Source organism: Silvibacterium acidisoli, from assembly GCA_022870745.1.
GTDB lineage: Bacteria > Acidobacteriota > Terriglobia > Terriglobales > Acidobacteriaceae > Silvibacterium.
The window spans coordinates 4,802,786-4,825,107 of record CP085323.1 but is presented as its reverse complement, the minus strand read 5'-3'; the positions used below and the strand labels follow the sequence as shown (position 1 = coordinate 4,825,107).

General features: G+C 58.1%; 18 protein-coding genes. 8 read left to right on the top strand and 10 right to left on the bottom strand.

The features are described 5' to 3' along the window. Positions 1–8: 8 nt before the first annotated feature. The 5 genes from LJD29_RS19915 to LJD29_RS19895 all read right to left on the bottom strand — a co-directional run bounded on the left by LJD29_RS19915 (position 9) and on the right by LJD29_RS19895 (position 9,804). A complete protein-coding gene (locus LJD29_RS19915) occupies positions 9–1,010 on the bottom strand; it encodes an alpha/beta hydrolase (RefSeq protein WP_446743326.1) in 1,002 nt (333 codons plus the stop codon). Then, the gene (locus tag LJD29_RS19910; protein ID WP_446743325.1) at positions 1,010–1,960 is read right to left on the bottom strand and encodes an alpha/beta fold hydrolase; all 951 of its coding nucleotides are present in this window, start codon (positions 1,958–1,960) and stop codon (positions 1,010–1,012) included. Before LJD29_RS19910 ends, LJD29_RS19915 begins: the two co-directional genes overlap by 1 nt. Next, on the bottom strand, positions 1,957–4,689 hold the full coding sequence (locus LJD29_RS19905) for a glycoside hydrolase family 38 N-terminal domain-containing protein (RefSeq protein ID WP_446743324.1): 2,733 nt from the start codon (positions 4,687–4,689) through the stop codon (positions 1,957–1,959). The genes LJD29_RS19910 and LJD29_RS19905 overlap by 4 nt, the downstream gene beginning before the upstream one ends. 145 nt (positions 4,690–4,834) lie before the next feature. Further along, on the bottom strand, positions 4,835–8,071 hold the full coding sequence (locus LJD29_RS19900; protein WP_446743323.1) for a TonB-dependent receptor: 3,237 nt from the start codon (positions 8,069–8,071) through the stop codon (positions 4,835–4,837). Positions 8,072–8,487: 416 nt separating this feature from the next. Next, the gene (locus LJD29_RS19895; RefSeq protein ID WP_446743322.1) at positions 8,488–9,804 is read right to left on the bottom strand and encodes an SGNH/GDSL hydrolase family protein; all 1,317 of its coding nucleotides are present in this window, start codon (positions 9,802–9,804) and stop codon (positions 8,488–8,490) included. A gap of 182 nt (positions 9,805–9,986) precedes the next feature. Between LJD29_RS19895 and LJD29_RS19890 the strand changes: the two genes are divergently transcribed. The 3 genes from LJD29_RS19890 (at position 9,987) to LJD29_RS19880 (ending at position 12,044) form a co-directional block, all read left to right on the top strand. Continuing rightward, complete coding sequence (locus LJD29_RS19890; RefSeq protein ID WP_446743321.1) at positions 9,987–10,361, top strand: MerR family transcriptional regulator; 375 nt, start codon at positions 9,987–9,989, stop codon at positions 10,359–10,361. A gap of 67 nt (positions 10,362–10,428) precedes the next feature. Beyond that, on the top strand, positions 10,429–11,229 hold the full coding sequence (locus LJD29_RS19885; protein ID WP_446743320.1) for an NAD(P)-dependent oxidoreductase: 801 nt from the start codon (positions 10,429–10,431) through the stop codon (positions 11,227–11,229). Positions 11,230–11,291: 62 nt separating this feature from the next. Next, positions 11,292–12,044, top strand: a complete 753-nt coding sequence (locus LJD29_RS19880) for a YoaK family protein (protein WP_446743319.1) — start codon at positions 11,292–11,294, stop codon at positions 12,042–12,044. A gap of 1 nt (position 12,045) precedes the next feature. Here LJD29_RS19880 and LJD29_RS19875 read toward each other — a convergent pair whose 3' ends face one another. Both LJD29_RS19875 and LJD29_RS19870 read right to left on the bottom strand, forming a co-directional pair. Beyond that, a complete protein-coding gene (locus LJD29_RS19875; protein ID WP_446743318.1) occupies positions 12,046–13,569 on the bottom strand; it encodes a helicase HerA-like C-terminal domain-containing protein in 1,524 nt (507 codons plus the stop codon). A gap of 80 nt (positions 13,570–13,649) precedes the next feature. Continuing rightward, positions 13,650–14,180: a YceI family protein gene (locus LJD29_RS19870; RefSeq protein WP_446743317.1), complete on the bottom strand. Its 531-nt coding sequence runs from the start codon at positions 14,178–14,180 to the stop codon at positions 13,650–13,652. 294 nt (positions 14,181–14,474) lie between these two features. On the opposite strand from LJD29_RS19870, the gene LJD29_RS19865 reads away from it, so the two are divergent. From LJD29_RS19865 to LJD29_RS19855, 3 genes are all read left to right on the top strand, one after another. After that, a complete protein-coding gene (locus LJD29_RS19865; RefSeq protein ID WP_446743316.1) occupies positions 14,475–14,798 on the top strand; it encodes a class I SAM-dependent methyltransferase in 324 nt (107 codons plus the stop codon). A 57-nt stretch (positions 14,799–14,855) separates the two neighbouring features. Further along, on the top strand, positions 14,856–16,289 hold the full coding sequence (gene fumC / locus LJD29_RS19860) for a class II fumarate hydratase (RefSeq protein ID WP_446743315.1): 1,434 nt from the start codon (positions 14,856–14,858) through the stop codon (positions 16,287–16,289). A gap of 76 nt (positions 16,290–16,365) precedes the next feature. Then, positions 16,366–17,496 (top strand): acyltransferase family protein, encoded by a 1,131-nt coding sequence (locus tag LJD29_RS19855; RefSeq protein ID WP_446743314.1) that lies wholly within the window; start codon positions 16,366–16,368, stop codon positions 17,494–17,496. Between the two features lie 12 nt (positions 17,497–17,508). Here LJD29_RS19855 and rpiA read toward each other — a convergent pair whose 3' ends face one another. The 3 genes from rpiA to LJD29_RS19840 are packed head-to-tail and all read right to left on the bottom strand — an operon-like array spanning position 17,509 to position 20,379. Further along, positions 17,509–18,210: a ribose-5-phosphate isomerase RpiA gene (rpiA, locus tag LJD29_RS19850; protein ID WP_446743313.1), complete on the bottom strand. Its 702-nt coding sequence runs from the start codon at positions 18,208–18,210 to the stop codon at positions 17,509–17,511. Positions 18,211–18,214: 4 nt separating this feature from the next. Continuing rightward, positions 18,215–19,156 carry a LysR substrate-binding domain-containing protein gene (locus LJD29_RS19845; RefSeq protein WP_446743312.1) on the bottom strand — a complete coding sequence of 314 codons (942 nt, stop codon included), beginning with the start codon at positions 19,154–19,156 and terminating at the stop codon, positions 18,215–18,217. 32 nt (positions 19,157–19,188) lie between these two features. Beyond that, positions 19,189–20,379, bottom strand: coding sequence for a chloride channel protein (locus LJD29_RS19840; RefSeq protein WP_446743311.1), 1,191 nt, complete (start codon positions 20,377–20,379; stop codon positions 19,189–19,191). Between the two features lie 458 nt (positions 20,380–20,837). Between LJD29_RS19840 and LJD29_RS19835 the strand changes: the two genes are divergently transcribed. Together LJD29_RS19835 and LJD29_RS19830 are read left to right on the top strand one after the other, a co-directional pair. Next, entirely contained in the window at positions 20,838–21,470 is a 633-nt protein-coding gene (locus LJD29_RS19835; RefSeq protein ID WP_446743310.1) for a molybdenum cofactor guanylyltransferase, read from the top strand. Then, on the top strand, positions 21,463–22,314 hold the full coding sequence (locus LJD29_RS19830; RefSeq protein ID WP_446743309.1) for an ABC transporter ATP-binding protein: 852 nt from the start codon (positions 21,463–21,465) through the stop codon (positions 22,312–22,314). The genes LJD29_RS19835 and LJD29_RS19830 overlap by 8 nt, the downstream gene beginning before the upstream one ends. The last annotated feature ends 8 nt before the right edge of the window (positions 22,315–22,322 follow it).

Below are 22,322 nucleotides of genomic sequence, written 5' to 3'. Positions count from 1 at the left end.
AGGGTTCGCTAGCTTTCGAACCCGCGGCGGATATACTGCGCGATGGTGTCGATACACGCCTGCGCGGATGATGAAGCCGAGAGCGACTCGGTTACGAGGAAGCCGTGAAGCGCTCCCAGCCAGCGCACTGCCGTCACTTCAACACCAGCGTGGACAAGGCGGGCGGCAAACTGCTCTCCCTCATCCCTCAGAACGTCGTACTCACAGGTTACGAGCAGGGTGGGAGGGAATTGCGCAAGCATTTCAGCGGAGGCGTTCGGTGGCGAAACGAGTGGATCGGCCCCGACAGAGCCCTGCGGAAGATAGTTGCTCCAGAACCATTCCATCGTGGCTTGGCTGAGGTTGGGATTGTCCCTGAACTGCCGGTACGATGCCGAATCGACTTTATGATCCATCACCGGGTAGAGAAGAACCTGCCGGAGCGGTAGAGGCAGGTCTCGCGCAGCTGCTGACAGAATGAGTGCGGCTGACAGATTGCCCCCCGAACTGTCTCCTCCGACTGCGAATTTCTCTCTGTCGAGCCTTAAGGATGCGGATGCTTCCAGAACCTCGTAGAGCGCGACGATCGAGGCCTCGAGCGGCGCAGGGAAAGGGTGCTCGGGAGCACGCGGGTAGTCGATGAATGCGACCGCGCACCCGATACTCACAGCAAGTTCGCAGATAAGCTTGGCGTGTGTGTCAAAATCCCCAAGCACCCATCCGCCGCCGTGCAGAAAAAAGAGGACGGGTGACAACGATGGGGCTTCGATCGGCCGAACCAGGTGGACAGGGCAGGCCGATGTTTGAAATGTTTCCACGTCGACAGGATATTCGCCGGTTTTCGTAGTTTGTCCAGCACGCATGCGAACACGCTCCTCCTCTACGGACAGCAGCCCGAGAGGAGGAAGCCGGTGAAGTTGTTCGAGAAAGTTGCGATCGAACGACGACAGTCTCGAGTAAGCTTCGTCAGCTTTCGCAATCTCTTCCTGCAGGGGCCCTTCCAGTTCCTGGGGAATTGGATGTTCGTCCATCAGCGTGCCTCTGTGGAAGCCGATGGGATCGTCACTGGCAGATGATGCGCGTCGAGAAACTTCCAGACCTGCGCAAACGCCATGTGCAACTGATCATCTGAAAAGCCACCGTGACTGCCTCCCGGAACAGTGACCAGCTCATTCGGCACTCCAGCCTGGCTCAGTGCATCGCGCAGGTGAACCGCCTGGGAGTAGGGAACAACCGGGTCGTGGTCGCCGTGAACCGTGATGATAGGCGGCAGGTCTGAACGTACATACGTAATCGGAGAAACCCGCTTCGCGCGCGCTTCCTTGTCGGGCTGTGCGCCGATCCAGGCAACGGCATAGGTTTTGCGGTCAGGTCCGCTGAGAATTTCGTTCACATCGGTGATGCCAAACCAGTTCACGATAGCCGCCACCTTCAGAGGTGGATCTCCCGCATCTGCAGGGCACGCGCTGTCGAGGTCGCCGCCGGAAGGCAGCATGCCTACCATCAGGGCGAGATGTCCGCCCGCGGAATGACCCGTAGCGACGATGCGGGTGGTATCGAAGTGGTACTCCCCGGCGTTTCTGTAAATCCACCGCAGGGCGCAGCGAACATCTTCGACGGCGCCGGGAGCGGGAGCGTCGCCGGCCATCCTGTATTCAACATTCACGACATTCCAGCCGCGCTCGATGTAGGGAAGAAAGAGATTGTCTGCGCCGCCTTTGTCGCCGAAGACCCAGCCTCCGCCGTGGATATACATCAGCGTGGGCACTGGACCCGTAGCTTTCATATTCCGCCATACATCCAGGTGAACAGGGACGTTCCCGAAGGTGCCGTAGGTGATGTTGGCGCCGATGCCGTATCCGAAAGAAGCTGATTCGGCCCAGTCATTCTGTTGTGCCGAAGCGATTGTGCCGCTGCATAAAACAAAGACTCCCAAGAGAGCTGCCTTGCAGGCCTTCGAAACAGACTTGCTTACGTTCACTTGATTTCTCCTGATGTGGCGCCAGCGGAGTGCGCCACCGATAACCGCAAAGTGAGTGTCTGGTGAGGTGAGATGTGGATAGCGTTGGCTCGCAGGCCCGTTCGGATTACGCTGTCCTCGGTAAGGTTCGTTTCTGCGATGGCAGCAAGCTTTACCGGAAGAGTGAGACTGAGATCTGTCGCCTTACCACTCAGTTCCCGCAGCCGCAGCAGGTAGTCGTTCGCATTGCCATCGGAACTGGGTCTGAGCGCCTCGACAACGACGTTCGCCGCGCTGAGCGAAAGAAGCGATGCTGTCGGGTGAGAGGCGCCGCGGCCTGGTGACAATTCAATGGCGTCGGAATCCTCCGGGACCGTAAAGCGATGTGCGGATACAGGGTCAACCGGGCCGGCCTGACCGGTTAACGCAAAGGAAAACGTATAGTCCTTTGGGTAGCCGGGCTCGTAGGTTTCGAAGCTCGTAACTCCGGTGTCCTTGGTTTTGGCCTCATCGTGCTTGATCATCGCGTCGATCAGCACTCCATCCGTCGATTGCAGGTTTTGATCCGATGAGGCAGTGTGCGTGCGAAGACGATCGTAAAAGGACTGCTTCTGGGTGAGCATCAGCTGGTAAGAACCGTTATCGTCCCACACCAGCGTGTGGCGCGGCACCACACCATCTTTTCTCGCTCCAGGTAAGAGTTCATCGGGAAAGCGATAGAGACCTGCCCCGTTATCGATCCAGTGCTCGGCCTTACCGTGAACCGAGAAGTTGAAGGCGAAGGAATACAGGGCGCGCCGCTGCTTGTCGGCAACAAAGGGCATCCTGCTGCGGTCAAGCACCTGATCGATGCGCACCACCGGTTCAGCCTGTGGCAGTGTGATGGTAGTTTCAGGCCACAGGGAGCCAGGCCGGCTGATCACGAGGCGATCGACGACGGGTCCGCGATCGTGGCGCAGCAGGACTGCGGCGGAGTCAGCAGGTGCTTCGTATGCTGAGTCATTCAGCATGAGCTCACCGGCAGCACCGCCGTCTTTGTGATCGACGATCACACGCTGGGCACGCAGATCGGTAATGCGTGTAATGTTGCCGGTCTTGGAATCCAACTCTACTTTGAAGTAGGGGCTCTCAAGGGCGGCGCCGTCGCTTGAAGATGAGGCATCCTTGTTGCTCGTGGCGGATTCGATTCGATAGGTGCGGTAGCCCTCCGACGGTACATCCTTGGCTTCGAAGTAGAGCTCATCCGATGCCAGCCGCTGAGAGGGAATCAGTTCTCCTGTGGACGCGTCGCGCACATTCCAGGAGCCAGCGCCAGGTGACACTTTTACAAGCTGGGAGCGAGTCCAGCTTTGCGGGTTATAAGCCAGCACGACCTGGCCGGATGATTGGACGGGCGCGAGCTCTTCGAGGCCCTCATCAAACAGCTTCGAGGTTGACTCGCGGCCAGAGCGCAGCCACTCCGAATATTCGCGATTCTGTTCGAACACCTGCTCTTTGGTCAGCACGTCTGGCCAGCCGCCCTGACCTGCGCCGTTGTGCTCGTCATATTGGAAGAGGTCGTTGTAGCCGGTGTCGAATGTCTTGCCGGGATATTCCGAAACCATATGCTGCATCTTCAGCAGCGACCAGAGTGTCTCGGTCTGCGGGATGCGCTCCTGCAGGAAGCGTGCATCGGCGCTCATGGCTGGCGAATTCACCTTCACCTCGGCCCACAGACCGCTCCAGTCCCCCATGTATGCAGGGCTGGTGCTGCCGCCGTCGGACTCGAGATGAGCAAAGAACTCCGAAGGCGTAGCGACGACGAGATGAGGAAGCTTGCCGGCGGCATTCCATGCGCGTACGCTCGGCAGAAGGTACTTCGCTTCGAGATCGGGCCCGACCGCGTCATGCATGAAAAAGACCGCCGCGATATGGTGCTGGTAGCCGGCGTCGGCATACTGCTTGAGCATCTTGTCGATGCCGCGCTGCATGATTTCAAGGTCAGGCAGCCCTTTCCACTCCTTTGGATAGAACTTCGTGTGCTCGTAGGGGTCTTCAGCCTGTGGCGCGAGATAGAAATCCGCCATGCCTTCGGTGTATCCACCGTTCTTACCCTGGGTCTGCCAGACCAGTACGCCGCTGCCATCGGGCGACTTCCAGTAGAAGGGAACCTTGCCCGGCCAGAGGGCTGCGCCGCCCCCGAGAGCGATGTTCGATCCCGTGATGAAGTACTTGATACCGGAGCGTGCGAAGACCTGTGGCAGGCGCATCGAGAAGCCCGGAACATCGTTCATCATGGCGACGGTCGGATGCACTCCGAAGCGTTGCTCTACCTGCTGGCCGCTTGAAACCAGGCGGTTCAGTTCTTCCGAGCCCATGAATTCGGTATGCATGCTGCCGTAGGCTGCTGACAGCTCGATCTGTCCTTTATGCATCAGGTCGGCAAGATGCTGGATCTGCGCGGGATCTTTCGTCTGTTCAAGCCATGCCTGGAGCTGCCAGACACTCTCTATGGTCCATCGGAACTGCGGGTCGGCGTCGCAAGCGGCCATGACAGCATCGATGTGTGGCTTGATCCGCCGCCTGACGCCTTCAGGCGTGTCTACAAAACCATAGTCCCAGTGAGAGCTGGGGATGATGTATACGGTCTTGATTTGCGCGGAACTATCGGTTGCGGCAACCGCGACAGGCGCAAGCATGAAGAGGGAACAGGCCGCTATAAGGCACCCGTGCAGGGCAGTGCGGCGGCGTGGCTGTGGAACCGATTCCATAATTCTGGAACTTAGCATTGGGTATGGGTGGTGTCAATTGAAGGAACACAGGGAAGAAGTCTCATGGAGCGGAGACAAAGGCCATGGCCGTGTTCCACGATGCGGACAGAACGCGGCCATGGTAGGAGGCAGTACATGAAAAGGTCTAGAAGACTATCTTGCTCGATATCTGCAATTGTCGCGACGTGCCCTGACCTACGAGGCTGCCGATGGTCGAAGTGCTGATACCGAAGTTGAATCCATTCACCGTCGCGCCAGGACCGGCAAAGTTCGGATGGTTGAAGATGTTGAAGGCCTCAGCGCGGAACTCCCAGGTGGCGCGGCCGAGAATCCTGGTGTTTTTCACGAGTCCGAAGTCAGGTTGAACATAGCCGGGCGCGCGTCCGTAGTTACGGGGGCAGTTGCCGTACGCAAGCGCCGGTGCGGTAAAGGCCGCGGGGTTGAACTGATTGGTATACGAATAGTGTGCCGCGCGGGTCGAAACTCCCAGGACGCAATCCGGACGGAGGCTCGGCGAAGATGGGTCATACATGCTGTAGCCGAAGTTCACGGGAACGCCGGTTCTCGCTTGCACGATGGATGTGATCTGCCAGCCTTCGCCGGCTCTTCTTGGCAATCCGGGAATGCGAGGCGCGTTGTAGACGGCTCCGACATTGAACGAATGGCGAACGTCGATGTCGCCCTGCGACCAGTCTCCCTTTGGATTTTGTGGGTTCTGATAAGCCTCGAACAGGCCCATGTAGTCGTCGAACTCGTGCGACCAGGTGTAGCTCGCCTGCAGATTCAGTCCATGCGTCTCTGTGCGGCCGCTCACCACGAGAGCGTTGTAGTTAGATGAAGCGAACTGCCCCGAGTAGTTGATGCTGCCCCAAAGAGGGCTAAGGCGATACGTAATCGGATAGGGAACGCATGTTTGAGTTCCGTCGGGATTCGTTGTGCATTCTTGTTGAGGGATTGCTTTACCGTCGGGAAGGGTTTCAGCCGAGTTCGTGTTGTAACCACCTCCAAGGCGCAGTCCGCGGTTTCCACGATAGGCAACGGTCACCACGGTATTCTTTGCAATCTGCTGGTCGATCGCAAGGCTCCACTGCTCCGCATACTGATCGCGTTGCTTTGGATCGAATGCCGTGACATTGACCGGTGCCTGGGGTGTACAGTTCGGCACTTGTGTCGGCAGGGGATATGTGACCGTAGTGATTGCCGGTGTGCAGGTGAGAGCTCCGGAGTTGATGCTCAGCAGGTTGATGGAGACGTTCTGCTCCGTGTTCTCTGCGATGTTCAACGGACCGCCGGGAGCGATGGGAAGGAAGAACAGGCCGAAGCCACCCTTGACGGTGGTCAGGCCCTTGCTGAACGGATCCCAGTTGAAACCGAAGCGCGGAGCCCAGTCGACATAAGAGGGGGCGTAAAGCTGCGTTCCCGGCTTCTCAAGCGAGAGCGTCGGAATGTCGAAATTCTGCAGCGTGCTGTTGGAGTCGTGGAGAACGGTGTTGTATTCGTAGCGAATGCCGAGGTTCAGCGAGAGGTTCGGAAACAGCTTCACTTCGTCGTTGATGAAATATGCTGTCATGGCATTTTCCATGTGCGTCATGGGGTAGCCAAGGACAGAGTAACCCTCACCGTTATTCGCCAGGAAGCCTTCTGGGCCGCCGCTGGGGCAGGTCGGGTTGGTGCCGGTCGCGACGCAGGGAATAGTGGACGCGGCCGCAACCGAAGGGCCGCCGTTGTAGGTGATGTTGTATTGCGGGAAGAGCTCGCGGCCTACGTTGTTCCAGCGCACGTCCGCGCCGAAGCGGATCTGGTTTCTTCCCTTGATCTTGGTTGCGGTGTCCGTTACTTCATAAGAAATCGCCGGCTCGGCCGATTCGAAGGTTGCAGGGGATGGCGTCAGTCCGAGTCCCACCTGGCAGGACAGGCAGCCCCAGATAGGAAGCCCGGGCTCGCCCGCGCCTTGGTGCGAATGAGGGCTGTTGATGTTGAAACCGAGTTCGTTGAGGAAGGTTTCAGAGCCGATGTAGTTCCACGTGGCTTTGCCAAGCTGCGCAAGCTCAGGAGCCGACGAGTACTGCCCAAGCGCCAGGCCGTAGGTTCCGTAGGTATTGCTTTGGTTGTAGTTGTAGCGGAAGGCGAAGTTGTTCTTCGGCGACAGGACGTAGTCGAGCTTCAGAGCGAAGGTGTTCTCGTTAATATCACTGTAGGTGGTTCCGTTCAGGATATCGAACCAGTAGCCGTAGTTGATGTTGCCTTGCGGCGCGGCGGGGCCAGCGTTGCCCTTGGGGATCAGAGCCACAATCGGCTGCATGGAGGGAACAGCCATGTTGCGCATCGCCTGGTTCAGTACGAGCGTCTGTCCAGTCTGGAGATTGGTCACGCGCTGCCGCACCCCCTCGTAGTTGCCGAAGTAGAAGAGCTTGTCTTTGAGGATGGGGCCGCCCAGGTTGCCACCGAACTGGTTCAGGCGCAGCGGAACTGCCTCGCCATTGTCGAAGTAGTTCTTGGCGTCCATGGCGTCGTTGCGGAAGAACTCGAAGGCCTCGCCGTGCAGGGTGTTGCTGCCGGACTTGGTAATCAGATTGACGATTTCACCGACCGCGCGTCCATACTCAGCCGAGTAGTCGGAGGAGAGAACCTTCACTTCCTGCACGTTGTCGACGCTGGAGCGGGTCACGCGAGCATTGCCGCGTCCAAAGGTGGTGAATGTAACGTTGGCATCGACGCGAGTCGAGTCGCCGCCGTCGAGGAGCATGTTCGCGCCGAACTGTCCGCTCGGGAAACCGCCAAGCGAGTCGTTGTTCACGCTGTTCGTATTCTGGACTGCGCCGGGAACAAGCGCGAGCAGGTTGGTGACATCGCGGCCATTCAGCGGGAGCTGGCTTACCTGGCTGGCGTTGATGGTCACGCCGAGATTGCTCGTTTCCGTGTCGACCTTCACCTTGTCAGCCTGGATGGTCACTGTTTCATTGACTTGGCCTACTTCGAGCACCGCGTTCTCCGAGATGCTGTCGTTGGCGTGGAGAACGATGCCTTCCAGTGTCGTAGCCCGATATCCCTCTTTCGAAACCTTGAGCTGGTACACGCTCACACTGAGCGAGGGAGCAAAGTATTCTCCCTTGGAATTGGTGACGGTGTTAAAAGAACGGTTGGTCTTTGTGTCTGTAATTGTTACGTTTGCTCCCGGCACGACTGCACCACTGCGGTCTGTAACTACGCCTGTGATGGTGCTGGTATCGAGCTGCGCTTGCGCCTGAGCGGCGAAGAGAAATACTACCGCGAAGGCAATGAGCAGGCAGCTCTTCAGCCTTGCGGTCTTTGCGAATTGGCCGGAAGCTCTTTGCGGGCTTGCCCCAGAGCGATAAAACCTTACAACAGAATCAATCGACATAGCGTTCTTGATGTTCCTTCCCAAAATGCCGGACTAGCGGTGGATTGTGGTACCGATTCCAGAGCGAACCTATCTAACCGCTTCGCAAAATGAGTTGTCAAGCAGATTTATCCCGTACTCGTTTTTTGTAGCCACCGGGCCTCACGGAACCAATGAAACGCCGGATAAACAGGGGAAAACCATCAGTAATAAACCCGTCTGCATGCGACCTAAGGAGGAGATGCAGTGTCGTTGAGCGCAAGAAAGGAGTAGGGCGGGCTGGCAGCGGGGCTCGGGGAGAAAGGGAAAATCTGGAATCAGTTTCAGCCTCGCGCCAGCGAAAGCTGAGGCCTCGCGAGTGCGACCAGATCAAAAAGAGGTGCGTCCGCTACGGGCCAGCCTGGCCCGAAACGGACGCGGTCATGCCTCTCTGTTAACTACTTGCCAGGTGCGGGGCTGGGCTGGGTATCCGTGATGGGCAACAGTTCAAACTTGTGAGGGGCCGGCGCCGCGACCTCGCGCATCTTTTTTGCAATGGCATCGTCGAGCTGATCGAGAGCGGTGCTTGCCGGTGCTGCCTGCGCGAAGTTGTAGTCGGCAAGCGGGACATCGATATGCCGCCACCGGTCGTTATGGATCTCTTCGTGTGACTTCGCCAGCTGAAAGACCTTCATCGCTTGTTCGGTAGCCGGCGTTTTCAACACAGCGAGGTTGATGCCCTCGGCAAGCTGGTCGTTGTTGAAGGCACCCACAGACGTGCCGTCGATCCTGAGTGAATAGGTGCCACCCGGCATTCCGTGAACCTTGAGAATCTGCTGATTCAGGGCCGTCGTGACATCGGAGCTCTTGATTGCGAGAGAGACGGAAGCACCGCCGCCCCACATATCGATCCACTGCTGGAAGGGCAAGGGAAGTGATTCGTCGAGCTGCGTCCAGGAAAGGCCTGTGCCTGATGAGAGATTGGAAACGGTCGCGAACTGGCTCGACTTCAGCTTGGCTTTGTCTTTCGAGGCTTCAAGAACCACTTCGGAGACGACAGGCCGAGCCTGCCAGGCCTTCAGAATGCTTTCCGCGAGAATCAGGCTCCCGCCAAACGAGGGATGAATGTGATCGGAAAGGATCTGTTTTGCAGTCTGCGGATCGAGTTCATTGGCTTTCTTGAGTGCTTTCACAAAATTCGTGTTGCCGTCGATGGGTTCTACGTTCAGTTCGCTGGCATTGGCGGCAATCCACTTGCCGAAGCTGCGCATGACCTCGTTGTACTGAATGTCTCCCGAGATCGGGAACGCCGGAGGCCTCGTCACATCGTCGTAAGGAGATGGTTCAATAGCGAAGATTCGCGCCTGCGGGAGCTCCTGGTGGATAGACGAGACGATATGTTTGTAGCCGCTGAAATACTTCTGGTCGTTGCTCTCTGTCTCGGCCTTATAGCCGCCGTCGTTCATTCCCAGCATGATGGTGACGATGTTTGGCCGGTAGGGGAAGATATCCCGCTTGATACGGGTATCGATCGGACCGCCTCCGCCGCCGTTTACGGTGTCTCCGCCCCAGCCTGAATTGACGAAGCTGGCATCGAGGTGCGGATAACGAGTCGCAACGAAGGTCTCGATGATGGTGGTGTAGTCACGCAGGTCAGTGATGCTGTCTCCGTAGAACACTACGGAGTCTCCGTTTTTGAGTGTGAATGTATCGGGCGCAGCCCAGGCAGAATGAGCCGCAACCGCAGCCAGAAACAACCCTGCAACCTTCATCATTATCTTTCCCTTTCCGTTGGTAAGGCTGGGCACGTCTCCGGACCTTACAGACGTGTGGAACCGGTACCATTCAGGCGCCACCATCCTATTTCATTAACAGTGAAATACGCAAAGGGCTGGTTCGTAGTGATCCATTCCTCGATGGCCCGCATGCGGATATCATCCATAATGTGAACGAAAAAATGAGAATCGGTGAGCTGGCCAGGCGTGCCAAAGTCACGCCGCGTACGGTTCGCTATTATGAAAGCCTCGGCCTGATTCCTCACGGCGAGCGCGAAGGATCCGGACAGCACTATTACCCGGCACAGACCATCGCACGGCTTGAGAAGATAGACCAGTTGAAACACCTGGGCCTGAGCCTCGATGAAATCGGCACTGTCATTCACCTCTACTTCGAAGACTCGACAGGGAAGCGGGCGAAAATCCGTGTGCTTGAGATGCTGCGCCAGCACCTGGCCGAAACCGAATCCCAGTTGACCTCGCTTAAACGGTTCCGCTCGGAATTAGAAGCGCATATCACCCGGTTTGAGCAATGGCTGGACACGAATCCGTCCTGATTTTTTGTCTCCAACATGACGTTTACGTTATGATTATGTTCAGGACCTGCAGCACGAGGAGGAGTCGATGCGCGAACGGATCGGATGGATAGGGTTAGGCCGGCTGGGAGCCCCGATGGCTGCCAACCTGCTTGAGAGCGGCTACGAGGTCGTCGTCTACAACCGCAGCCGGGAGAAGGCAGAGCCTCTCGTTCAAAACGGCGCACAGATCGCCGAAAGTCCCGCCGGAACAGTAGAAAAGGGCGGCATCGTCGTGTCTGTTCTGTGGGATTCGGACGCGACGGAAAGCATTGTGACGCCGGAGTTTCTCAAGCGAATGGAGGGTGGGATTCACATTTGTATGTGTACCGGTTCTCCAGAGGCAGCCAGGCGGTTGACGAAGCTGCATGCTGAACACGGTTCTGCCTACATAGAGGCGCCTGTCTTCGGCAGGGCGGAAGCCGCGGCGGCGCGACAGCTTGCCATTCCCTATGCCGGGTCACAAGCGGCGAAGGAGCGGGTCAAACCAGTCCTCACGGCGCTGGGCGGCCAGACGCTATTTGATACCGGTGAGGCGATGGGCATTCCAACAGTCATTAAGCAGTTTGGGAACTTCCTCATCATCTCCGCAGGCCGATCGCTGGAGGAAGGGCTTGCCGTGGTGGAAAAGGAAGGCGCCGACCCGTTCGCTGCTATGGAGTTTCTTACGCAGACACTCTTCCCGGCGCCAATCTATCGCAACTATGGCAGGATGCTGGCGGAGAAAAAAGGGAGCCTGAGATCATCGCCGATCCCCGCGAAAGACCTGGGTCTGTTCAATGAGAGGGCCCAGGAGCATGATCTGCCGAACCCGATTACGCGTATGCTACTGCAGTTGAGCAGTCAGTAACAGGTTGCGGGCGTTCGCATATTCTTCTTGAACCCATCTGGAATTCAGTGAGAATAAGGGCGATGCCTATCCCGTACCTTCGCAGCCTTACCAGCCCTCAGCGTACTGAGAAGTCCAATCGGGACCTGGGGTGGTGCCTTGCCTTTCTTGCCGGAGCAGCGAACGCCGGCGGTTTCCTCGTGGTGCGCCAATACACCTCGCACATGACGGGAATCGTGTCGATGATGGCTGGTAATGTCGCGGTTGCACGGTGGAGCGCTGCCGCGAACGGCCTGGCAGCTGTTGCTTCCTTCTTCGGCGGTTCGTTGATTACGACGCTTCTGGTTCGCTGGGCGCGTCATCACCGGCTGCGCAGCCAGTACGCATTGCCGCTGCTGCTGGAGGCCCTGCTGTTCGCCTCGGTCTGCCTGACGGCTCCGATCTTCAACGGGCACCACATTCTGCTGCTGGTTTCGGTCATGTGTTTTGGCATGGGATTGCAGAACGCCATGATCACGAAGCTCTCAGGCAGCGCCATCCGCACCACTCACCTTACCGGAATGGTTACGGACATCGGCATTGCCTGCGGACGCCTCATTTTCGCCGGCACGGGCGATGAAACCGTCAACGTGGAGCGCGAGCGTCGCGTGTTGAAGCTGCTCGGCTCGCTGGTGTTTCTTTTCTTTCTCGGAGGCGTGGTCGGCGCATTCGGCTTCAACTATTTCGGTCTCAACTTCATGCTGCCGGTAGCTGGTGTGCTGCTGCTGCTGGCCGTGGTTCCCGTGGCCGATGACCTGCGAAATCCGATCGTCGAGGAGCAGACGCTGAACTCGTAGTTCAGCGCCGTCTCCTGGTTGTAACGGCTCCGCCGAGCAGGGAACCCAATACGCCGCGTACGAGTTCGCGGCCTACACTGGTGCCAATCGTTCGCACGGTGCTCTTTGCCATGGTTTCGATCAGCGAGTCTCCGCGTCCGGAGCGCCCTGTGCCTGCGGTTGCAATCGTTCCGATGGTTCCTGCAAGCCCTTCCATCCAACCCGGTGCGCTGCCTGAAGTAGGAGCGGGTGCGGCAGCGGGTTCAACCACGGCCGCTTTTGCCTTAAGCATCTCGTATGCGGATTCGCGATCGACCGGCTCCTCATAAACTCCGGCTACGAGCGAGCTTTTGATCAGGGCGGTTCGTTCTTCCGGTGTGATGGGGCCGATCTGGCTATGAGGAGGCAGTACCAGGGCTCGTTCTACAATTCCCGGCGTTCCTTTCTCATCGAGAAAGGAAACCAGCGCCTCGCCGACACCGAGTTGTGTGATCTCTGTTTCGACCTTTAGCTTCGGATTGGTTCTGAAGGTCTCAGCCGCTGCACGCACCGCCTTCTGATCACGTGGTGTAAAGGCCCGGAGCGCGTGCTGAACCCGGTTGCCCAGCTGGCCGAGGATCTCGTCCGGTACATCGATAGGGTTCTGCGTGACGAAGTAGATGCCCACGCCTTTGGATCGTATGAGGCGCACAATCTGCTGGACCTTGTCGGCAACAACCTTGGGCAGATCACTGAAGAGCAGATGTGCCTCGTCGAAAAAGAAGACGAGCTTCGGCTTATCCGGGTCGCCGGCCTCTGGCAGTTTTTCGAAAATCTCGCTGAGCAGCCACAGCAGGAATGTGGCATAGAGTTTTGGAGACTGTATCAGCTTGTCTGCCGCAAGAATGTTGACAACGCCATGGCCGTTGGAGTCGGTCTGGAGCAGGTCGTCGATATTGAGGGCGGGTTCGCCGAGAAATTTCTCCGCCCCCTGCTGCTCGAGCGCGACGAGAGATCGCTGAATAGCGCCAACAGACGCGGAGGAGATGTTGCCGTAGCGCGTCTGAAGCTCCTTCGCATGCTCACCGACAAACTGCAGCATGGCCTGAAGATCCTTCAGGTCGAGCAGAAGCAGGCTCTGCTCGTCTGCCAGCTTGAAGACGAGCGCCAGCACCGCTTCCTGGGTATCGTTCAAGCCCATGAGGCGGCTCAGCAGGAGCGGTCCCATCTCAGAGACAGTGGTGCGGATGGGGTGTCCGGCTTCGCCGAATACATCCCAGAAGGTAACAGGGGTGCCGGCAAAGTCGAAGCCTTCGAGCTTCAACTGCTCGATGCGTTGCGTGATCTTTGTATTAGGAGTACCTGCCTTGGCGATGCCAGATAGGTCTCCTTTCACGTCGGCTGCGAAGACAGGCACGCCGATACGGCTGAAAGCCTCGGCCATCACCTGGAGCGTGACGGTCTTGCCGGTGCCGGTGGCGCCGGCAACAAGGCCATGCCGATTGGCCATGCCGGGCAGCAAATTTAAAGGCTGATCGCCGCAGGCGATCTCTAGCGGTTCAAGCATCGAGGATCCTTCACACAGCAAAGGTCTGGAGCGCGATCCATTCTAGATCACCCGCGGCGATCCTTATGCGGGGAACGCGGCTAGCTCTTGATGAACTGAACTTCCAGGGTGATCTTTACTTCTTCACCCACAAGCACACCGCCGGTTTCAAGCGCGGAGTTCCAGGTGAGGCCGAAATCCTTACGGTTGACCTTCGTCGTTGCCGATAGGCCGATGCGTGTATTGCCCCAGGGATCCTTGCCAGGCGCGCTCGGTCCCTCCACTTCGAGAGTGACGGGCTTGGTCATGCCATGAATCGTCAGATCGCCGGTAACCTCGTATGCGCCTTCGTCCTTCTTCACAACCGAGGTGCTCTTGAAGGTGATCTGCGGATACGTCTCAGCATCGAAGAAGTCGGCACTCTTCAGGTGGCCATCACGCTGCGCATCGCCGGTGCTGATGGTGGCGATGTCAATGACAGCTTCAACCGTGTCGCTTGCCGGGTTCGCCGGATCTTCGACCAGCGTGCCGCTCAGGCCGCTAAAGGTGCCCTTCACGTTGGAGATCATCATGTGCTTCACCTTGAATTCGGCGCTCGAGTGGGCGGGGTCGATTTTCCATGTGGTCGACATAAGCTGGATCCTTTCAGATTGGGTGCGGCAGTGGTTGTTGGATTGATGGCGGCGATTGCGTGCGTCGTGGCAGTTCGGTCCGTTCCACAGAATCGGCCTGCACAACCACGTCGTCTTCTGCTTTGCTATCACCCCGATGGAAGTGAAGTCAATAAAGGGCTTGGAATACTCGTTTGTGCCTGCAGTGCGTATCCTGGCGCCGCTATCGAGGACAACTCAGCGGCCTCGCTCTTCATCGTAAGGGTGTTGAGGAAAGCTGGTTTCAACAATCCACGAATGATGGGAGTAAAGAAGATGAAAAAGCTGTTCTCAGGCCTTTCGATTGCGGCCCTTGCCGGGGCTATGCTGGTTGCTGTGCCATCGACCCATTCCCTCTATGCGCAGGAGCCGTGGGCGGCTCCCCCTCCGGAACTGCAGGGCGCACAGCAGCAGGGTTTCCATGATGGCATTGAAGGGGCTCGTAAGGACGCCGAGAATCATCGCCCCCCGAACGTGGAAAACCGGGATGAATACCGGCATCCGTCCGTTCCGCACCGCGACCGGCGCGCCTACCGTGATGGTTTCCGTCGCGGCTACGATGTTGGCGTGCAGCACCTGATGCAACACGGCCGTTACTAAGCACGAATGACCGAAGAGCCCGGCTGAGATGGCCGGGCTTCTTCTTTGGGAGGAACGATGAACCCAGGCCAGGAACTCGAACTGACATATCCGGGAGATGTGATCGCAAGTGGCCGCTTCCGCGTCGAAAGCGATTCGATGGGAATGGTAGCAGTGCCATCGGAACGGTTATGGGGAGCGCAGACGGCGCGTTCGCTCGATCATTTCTCCATCGGGGAAGACCGGATGCCTAAGGCGGTTTACCACGCATATGGATTCGTGAAGAAAGCTGCCGCCATCGTCAACGCACAGTTGGGCGAGCTCGACCACGGCATCGCCGACCTGATCATCAGGGCCAGCGATGAGGTGATTTCCGGCAAGCTCGATGCAGAGTTCCCGTTGTACGTTTGGCAGACCGGTTCCGGCACGCAGTCGAACATGAACGTGAACGAGGTCATCTCGAATCGCGCGATTCAACTCGCCGGCGGCAAGATCGGCAGCAAGAAGCCGGTGCACCCCAACGATCACGTCAATATGTCGCAGTCGTCGAACGACACCTTTCCTACGGCGATGCATATCGCCGCGGTAGACGCAATCCGCCGTTCCTTGCTGCCGCAAGTGGATATGCTGGCCAGGGCCATCGAGAGAAAGTCCAATGAGTGGAAGGATGTCGTCAAGATTGGCCGAACCCATCTGCAGGATGCGGTTCCGATCACCGTTGGGCAGGAGTGGTCGGGCTATGCCGCCCAGCTGCGTAACGCCATGGCGCTGATTGAATCTTCACTCGGTGGCCTTTACCTGCTGGCAGCGGGCGGAACAGCCGTAGGCACTGGGCTGAATGCCCCGGACGGATTCGCCGCTGGTATTGCTGCCGAGATCGCATCGCTTACGGGCGATCCATTTAAGACAGCACCGAACAAGTTTGAGGCCCAGGCCTCGCTTGACGCCATGGTAGCTGCGCACGCTGCATTGCGAGGGCTGGCGGTTGCCGCGATGAAGATCGCGAATGACATCCGCTGGCTTGCATCAGGCCCGCGTTGTGGGCTCGGAGAGCTGGTTCTGCCAGCTACAGAACCCGGATCGTCGATTATGCCGGGTAAGGTAAACCCCACGCATTGCGAAGCGCTGGTAATGATCTCCATCCAGGTCATCGGTGATGATGCAGCCGTCGCCTTCGCTGGTTCGCAGGGCAACTTCGAGCTGAATGCGATGCGGCCGATCATTATCAACAACTTTCTACATTCAGCAACAATACTTGCCGATGGCTGCGAAAAGTTTCGCAAGCACGTGATTGAAGGGACTGAGATTAACCGCGCAAAGATCGACAAGGACCTGCAGCAATCGCTGATGCTGGTCACTGCGCTCAGTCCGGCGATCGGCTACGACAAGGCCTCTGAAATCGCGCACATGGCGCACCAGGAAGGCACCACTCTAAAGGAAGCCGCTCTAAAGAGCGGAGCGATCGATGGGGCAACATTCGACCGGCTCGTCGATCCTTCATCGATGGTGTGAGCGTTCGCTCGATGAACCGGAAATAATCTCGATCAAGGCAAATGCCTGGCCGTCTGCCTCATTGTGAGGGTAGGCAATGGCTACGCTCCGCGTTTCGCCACAAATCGAAACGGTGCAGAATCGCGAAGAGTCTGTCCTGCAGACGCGCTCGCGCAACCGTCTCTTCGAGCTGGACGCTCTGCGTGGCATCGCAGCCTGCTGCGTCGTGTGGCATCACCTGCTGCTGGCGTTGCCCAATGGACCGGATCGCTACTTCTTCGCATACTCGCTGCTGGCCGGCCACCAGGCTGTGATGCTCTTCTTTGTGCTCAGCGGATATGTGCTCAGCATGCCCTATTGGAAGGGAACTCAGCTGCCCTACGGGCGCTATCTCGTGCGCCGCATCTTCCGCATATATGTCCCGTACGTAGGCGCGCTGCTGTTTGCCTGGGCGCTCGCGACGCATTTTGTATTCTTTAAAACGCCACTCTCGATGTGGTTTTATCGCACCTGGCAGACACCGCTTACGTGGAAGCTGTTCGTGGGGCAGATGCTCATGAGCCAGAACCCTGGGCTCAATACAGCGTTCTGGTCGCTGCATTTCGAGATGGAAATGTCGATCGTTTTCCCATTCTTGTGTGCTGCACTGGGCAGACTTCCGCTGCGTCTTGCGACTCTTCTGCTGTTGCCGCTTGCCTGCATAGGCATTCGCGTCAAGCTGATCGAGTACATGACATTTTTCCTGGTTGGCGCACTCTTATGCCGCGGAGCCAGACAGATCAGCGAATGGTATGCCCGTGCTTCAAAGCCAATGAGAGTTGGATTGGCGATTACGGCCTGCGTGACCTATTTTCTGCAACTGCCGGCGCGGTGGCCTCACGCCGTCGAGTTCTCGGACATGATAACGGCCTGCGGAGCAGCAGCCGTCATCGTGCTCTCGTTGCACGCGGAGCCGTTCCGTCGCGTGCTGCGCCACTCCGTACCGGAATATTTCGGGCGCATCTCGTACAGTCTCTACCTGGTTCATGCGACCGTGCTCTATGCGCTCATGATCATGCTGTACGGACGCATCGCCACACCGTGGATCGGTCTGCTGCTTGGCGTTATCTCGCTTGGCATCGCGCACGTTTTCTGTGTGCTTGTGGAAGAGCCCGCGATGCGCGCCGGCAAACGCCTCAGCAGCGAACAGTGGTTCACTGCTCTGCGGGGTGGTGCGGCGCGCGCGTGAAACAGTCGGCAGCTACTCTTTCGTCGGCGACTCCGGCCTGACTTCGATGACCCCGTTTGCATCGGCAACGAGCACGATGCTGGCCATGCGGATGAAGAGGCCGTGCTCCACGATACCGGGCATGTCGCTCAAAGTACGTGCCAGCGCTGCAGGATCGTCAATCAATCCGAAATCGCAATCGAGAATGTGATTGCCTTCGTCAGTGCGGAAAGGCGATCCATCCACCACGCGCAACTGAGCTTTGGCGCCAATGGCCGCAAGCTTTGCGAGAATCAGCTCCTGGGCAAAGACAATGACCTCGATGGGCACGTGAAAACGGCCCAGCTTCTCCACGCGCTTGCTGCCGTCGGCTACAACCACCATCTGTCTTGAGGCTGAGGCCACGATCTTTTCACGCAGCAGCGCGCCCCCTCCACCCTTGATGAGGTTCAGGCGAGGGTCGAACTCGTCTGCGCCGTCAACGGTCACATCGATCATCTGTACTTCTTCGAAGGTGGTGAGCGGAATGCCGAGGTTTGTGGCGAGCGTTTTCGTATCGACGGACGTGGGAATGCCGCGAACCTGCAGCCCTTCCTTTACGCGTTCGCCGAGCAGCTTCACGAAGTGCGTCGCCGTCGAGCCGGTGCCCAATCCTACAACGTCCCCGTTATTCACCATGCGCAGGGCGGCGCGCGCCGCCTCAATCTTCTGCCGGTCTTGCTCTGATTGACTCATATTTCTATTTTCGCCGATCTTCCTTTCGAACTTTGCCGGTCGTTCTCACGGTCAGACGGTCCAGGCCTGCCAGCAGGAAACTGCGAAAGGCTCCCGCATTGCCTCCGGGCATTGGGCCCGCCGGATACACAAGCGAGAACATTCTTACCAGTTTGACACCGCGCAGGTGCGCGAGTCGAAGCGTGCCAAGCCGAAGCTGATTGCGCACGGCCCAGGGGGAGACGAAAGTCACACCGAGCCCTGCCTCCACCGCGCTAAGCAGGCCTTCGGTCGAGTCGAGATCCATGGCGATATTCAGTTCCTTGGGCTTCAGGCCAGCCTTTGCGAGTGCGCCCTCCACGATCCGCCGCGAACCGGAACCGACCTCGCGCATCAATAGAGGAGCGCCTCTCAACGCTTCCACGTCAATCTGCGCATCTGCCCATTCGTGCCCAGCAGGCACCACCAGGACCATATGATCTTCCATGAATGGCTCGACGTGCAGATCGCGCCGCGTAGCCGGGCCCTCGACCATAGCCAGCTCTATCCGTCGGGACGTCAGCTCATCGAGCACTTCATTGGTATTGCCGCTCATCGCGGACACTGACACGCGCGGATTCTCCTTGAGAAAACCTGCGACAAGGTTGGGCAGCAGGTACTGGCCGATTGTCTGAGAAGCTCCCAGCGCCAGTTTGCCGCCGCGTTCGCCGGTCGCTCCCACGACCGCTGCATAGGCATCGTCGGAGAGCGCCTTCAGTTGCATCGCGTAAGGCAGCAGCACCTGGCCACCCGGCGTCAGCGTGATCCGGTTGCCGCTGCGATCGAAGAGTGGAACTCCATATTCGTCTTCGAGCGCCTTGATCTGCTGGGTAACAGCTGGCTGGGTCAACAGGAGCTCTTCGGCGGCGCGGCTGAAGCTCAGATGCGCGGCGACCACTCGGAAGACCTTCAGCCGGAAATTCTCCATCGTGTCTGCAATATATCAATTCGTGGCTGCGATCAGAGCCTTACCTCCGATTCGACGTGTTTGCCTCCGGTCGCGGGTTTCGGAGTCGCCAGCATATACAGTGAGCGCGAGCTCAGGCTGCGCGCGATGCCCCAAGCGATTGCGCTGCAGGCGAGCGTCAGCAACAGCAGATTCCACTCGCCGGTCAGCTCGACGGCCATAAATGCCGACATAAGCGGAGAGTGGGTTGCGGCAGCAAGTAATCCGCAGATGCCGACTACGGCAAAGAGCAGCGGCGTCGGAAGATGTAGCATATGGCCGAAAATCAGCCCTACAGCGCTGCCGGCGAATACCGTTGGCGTGAAGACGCCGCCGATGGTTCCGGTGCCGACGCAGAAAGTGGTCGCGAAAAGCCGCAGAACGAGAATCAGCACAACCACGTGCATCGCAAGCGGCAGACGCATCATCTCGAGCAGAGCCGCGTCTCCGTTACCCCAGACCTCGGTGCGCAGCAGCGAGAGCACGCCGACAGCCGCGCCGCCCCACGCCAGGGCCAACGGCAGCTTACCCGCAGCGCTCGTGGAGTGGATGATCCAGTAATAGACCGGGCCGAGCAGCCCTGCGATGACAGCCAGCAAAACACACAGAGCAACCTGCTTTGCATCGAGGCTGATCGGGCCGATCGCCGGAAAGATCGGTCCCGGCTCCAGAAAAAACTGGCTGATAAAGAGACCGGTATAAGACGCAACCGCAAAAAATGGAAATTCTTTCCATAGGAGGCCACCGCAAACGATCTCCGAGGCGAAAAAGACTCCTGCGATTGGCGCCTGATAGACCACGGCGACGGCCGCAGCGACTCCGCAGGCTATCTGCCGCGTGAGTTTCACGCCCGGCACGCGCTCTCCACACCATGAGACGACGGCGGCGGCGAACTGAATCATTGAGCCCTCGCGGCCAATGGCAGCCCCGGTAGCGACGGAGAAAGCGGAGGCGATGGTTCTCCAGAAGGTAGGCTCGAACGGAATTTCCCCATCGTGGTGCCTGACCGCTCCGATGTATTCCTCAAAGGCGCGGGCGCGGCGTTTGTGTATGCCATACCACATGATGAAAATGGCGATGGCTGCGCCGATCAAGGGCGTGGCTGCGCGACGCCAGTAAGGCAGGGAAGCCGCTGCATCGGAGAGAAGACCAGCATGTCCGGTGAAGAGCCACTGCAGTCCAACCAACAGCTTTCGTAATGCCACGCATGCCATTCCGCTGACTGCGCCTGTCGCGGCAGCATACAGAAGCTGAAGGGAGAGCCGAAGATATCTCGACACGGATGGAAATGAGCTAGCTTCACTCACTAAAAGCCGCAGTCTCGCGGAGGGGGTGGAGATTTTGGACGGCGCGTTTTTCATGACCCTGCAATCGCATAAAGCGGCTTGAACAATAGTGAACAAAACAGTGCATGTGTTTCTTGATATAGATTTGCTAATCGCATGAAAGTAAACCGCTAGATCGATTGTGGGTTAATCTGCGTCAAATTTTGGTTCTTCATTTTCAACGATGCTCAACGGCATTATTTCCGGCCCGGATGTGAAACTTCTTGACCTGTGTCATTCGTCAACGTACTCAGATGCCTCCTGAATCGCCTTGACGCGGTGGCTGCGGCGCATGCGGCTACCGCTGTTTTGTCATTGAGCGAATTACACTTCCTTACGTGGACGCTTTCATACTTGCCGGCGGGCTCAGCACCCGCATGGGGCGCGACAAGGCTCTGGTGGCATGGAACGGTGTGCCGCTCATCGAGCGAATGGTATCAAAGCTCTCCTGCCTGAACCTCGCTTCTGTTTCCATCGCAGGGCGTCGGCCCGATCTCGAAAATTTCGCTGCGATTGTCCCCGATCAATTTTCAGCGCGTGGACCGCTCGGCGGTATGGAATCAGCGCTTAGAGCGAGCAACGAAAAACTCTCGATGATCATCGCTGTCGATCTTCCGCTCGTGCCAGTCGGCTTTCTAGATTGGATGATCGACCGCGCGGAGCGCACCGAGGCGCTGGTGACCCTTCCGTACCTTGAGGGCCGTCCTCAGCCTCTCTGTGCCGTTTACCATCGGGCGATGCTGCCCCATATCCAGCAGGCCCTCTCAGCCGGAGACGGTAAGGTCACGCGCTGCATCGAAAAGGCAGCAACAGAATCAGGAATGAAAATCGACCGACTCAGCATCGAAGGTGTATACGCCGCGTTGCAGCCATATCAGCAATGGCCATTGAGGCCGGGGCCGCGCCACTGGTTCCGCAACTTCAATCGTCCGGAAGACCTGGAATGGGCTGCTTTGGAGGAAAGTGTCTGAATCCGCTAAGCTTGTGAGCATGGAGCCGACGGCAGAGAAGCAGCCGACTACAGAGATTCATGAGGTCGTGGTGCCAAACACGAATGGCTCCGTCGAGCCATACATTGCATTTCGCAATGTATCGAAATCATTTGGCGATCTGACCGTGCTCGATGACGTGAGCTTTTTCGTGAATGCCGGGGAGACGCTGTGCATCCTTGGCCGAAGCGGCGTGGGCAAATCGGTCTCCCTTCAGAACATCATGGGTTTCCTGAAGCCTGATAGTGGTGAGGTCGTAGTTGCAGGGCAGGACATTGTCGGTTTTAACGAGCAGCAGATGCAGGCGGTACGCCGCAAGGTCACCATGGTCTTTCAGAACGGGGCACTCTTCGACTCGTTGAGCGTTGGCGAAAACGTCGCCTTTCCGCTGCGCGAGCGCCGTGAGCTGGCAGAGGATCAGATCCAGCAGATCGTGAATGGCCTGCTCGACATGGTGGGTGTTTCCGGCATGGCTTCATTGGTGCCGTCCGACCTTTCGACAGGCATGAAGCGTTCGGTTGCCATCGCGCGCGCGCTGGCTGCGCAACCCGAGGCCATTCTCTACGACGAACCGACGACCATGGTCGATCCCCTGATTGCGCGCCTGCTCGGCGACCTGATTCAGAAGCTCAAGCATCAGCTTCGCCTCACCAGCATCGTGGTTACACACGACATGCGCTTTGCTGAGCGTCTTGCCGACCGGGTGCTCTTCCTGCACCAGGGTAAGGCGCATTTTTTCGGCACGATGGATGAGATGAAGGCCTCGGACGACGAGATTCTCAGGCAGTTCCTTGAACTCGACGCCCTTGTTCTGCCGGAGGCCTGAGGCGTCAC